Here is a 1,704-nt window from a genome sequence, read left to right on the forward strand (position 1 = left end):
TACCCGCCGCCGCGCGTTCTGGCGCAGGCGCCGCCAAGAGCGCCCAAAGGAGCGCGGCATGAGCGAACACCCCTATCTGGACGTGCAAGGCCTGACCGTGAAGTTTGGCGGCCTGACCGCCATCAACGGCCTGTCCATGCAGGTGGAGCGCGGCCGCATCCACGCGCTGATCGGACCCAATGGCGCCGGCAAATCCACCACCTTCAATTGCATTTCGCGCTACTACCGCCCCAGCAGCGGCAGCATCCGGTTCAATGGCGCGGACATCACCAAAAAGAAGCCGCACGAAATGGCCGCGCTGGGCGTCGCCCGCACGTTCCAGAACCTGGAATTGTTCGGCGCGTTGAGCGTGCGTGAAAACGCGCTGCTGGGCACCTATGCCCATGGCGCCAACCGCGCAGGCAAGCTGCTGCGCCCCGCGGCGGCCGAATCGCGCGAGCGCGTCGAGCACCTGCTGGAACGCGTGGGCCTTTCGGACTTCATGGACACGCCGGCATGCAGCCTGGACTTCGGCCGCCAGAAGATGCTGGAGCTGGCCCGCGCGCTGGCAATCTCGCCCAAGCTGCTGCTGCTGGACGAGCCGGCCGCAGGCCTGCGCAACCGCGAGATCGAAACGCTGGACCGCCTGCTGACCGAACTGTGCGAACGCGACGGCATCACGGTGCTGCTGGTGGAACACGTGATGCAGTTGGTGATGTCGATTTCCGACCGCATCACCGTCATGTCCTTCGGCGAGAAAATCGCGGAAGGCACGCCCGCGGAGGTGCGCAGCAACGCCCGCGTAATCGAAGCCTATCTGGGCAAGGGAGCCGCAGGTGGCTGACATTCTTCTGGAAATCGACGCGGTCTCGGCCGCCTACGGCAATATCCGCGCGCTGCAGGACGTGTCGCTGAAAGTGCCGCAAGGCGCCATCGTTGCGCTGCTGGGCGCCAACGGCGCAGGCAAATCCACCACGCTCAACGTGGTCTCGCGCCTGGTCGCGCCTACGGCGGGCAGCGTGCGCTTTGCGGGCGAGGCCATCCACCGCCTGGCGGCCGACGCCGTGGTGGGCCGCGGCATCGTGCAGGTGCCCGAAGGCCGCGAGATCTTCCGCGACATGAGCGTGCGCGAGAACCTGGAAATGGGCGCCTACCTGCGCCGCGATCGCACCGCCGTGAAGCAGGACCTGGACATGGTCTGCGACACCTTCCCGCGCCTGCGGGAACGGTTCGAGCAAAAGGCGGCCACGCTGTCCGGCGGCGAACAGCAGATGCTGGCCACGGGCCGCGCCATGATGGCGCGGCCACGCATGATTTTGCTGGACGAGCCATCAATGGGTCTGTCGCCCCTGGTGGTTGAGCAGATTTTCGACATCGTGCTGCGGCTGAACCGCGAACAGGGGATCACCATCCTGCTGGTGGAGCAGAACGTGAAGCTGGCGCTGTCGGTGTCCAGCTACGCCTACATCCTGGAAAACGGCGAGATCGCCCTGGAAGGCGAATCCGCGCGGCTCGCCAGCGACGAAGGCGTGCAGCGCGCCTATCTGGGCGCCTGACGCGCCGCGAAGGACAGACCATGACATCGATGATGCAAGACAAGCGGGTTCTCGTCACAGGCGCCGGACGCGGCCTGGGTGCCACCATCGCGCAGGGCTTCGCCCGGCAGGGCGCGGCGGTGATCGTGGCGGATATCGACGCGGCGCTGGCCGCAGGCACCGCGCAGGC

General features: G+C 66.9%; 3 protein-coding genes. All 3 read left to right on the top strand.

The genetic code is table 11. The annotated features are described in order from the left end of the window. Positions 1 to 58 precede the first annotated feature (58 nt). Positions 59 to 823, top strand: a complete 765-nt coding sequence (locus tag VIR09_RS28225; protein WP_105558718.1) for an ABC transporter ATP-binding protein — start codon at positions 59 to 61, stop codon at positions 821 to 823. Continuing rightward, the gene (locus VIR09_RS28230) at positions 816 to 1,535 is read left to right on the top strand and encodes an ABC transporter ATP-binding protein (RefSeq protein WP_105558719.1); all 720 of its coding nucleotides are present in this window, start codon (positions 816 to 818) and stop codon (positions 1,533 to 1,535) included. Before VIR09_RS28225 ends, VIR09_RS28230 begins: the two co-directional genes overlap by 8 nt. A 32-nt stretch (positions 1,536 to 1,567) precedes the next feature. Next, on the top strand, positions 1,568 to 1,704 hold a 137-nt coding region (locus VIR09_RS28235; protein WP_332015873.1), incomplete at its 3' end, for an SDR family NAD(P)-dependent oxidoreductase.

This window comes from Achromobacter sp., from assembly GCF_036567245.1.
Classification (GTDB): domain Bacteria; phylum Pseudomonadota; class Gammaproteobacteria; order Burkholderiales; family Burkholderiaceae_B; genus Achromobacter.

Excerpts from the sequence above, each read along its gene's own strand:
- VIR09_RS28225 (WP_105558718.1), top strand. The coding sequence starts at position 59 with ATGAGCGAACACCCCTATCTGGACGTGCAAGGCCTGACCGTGAAGTTT.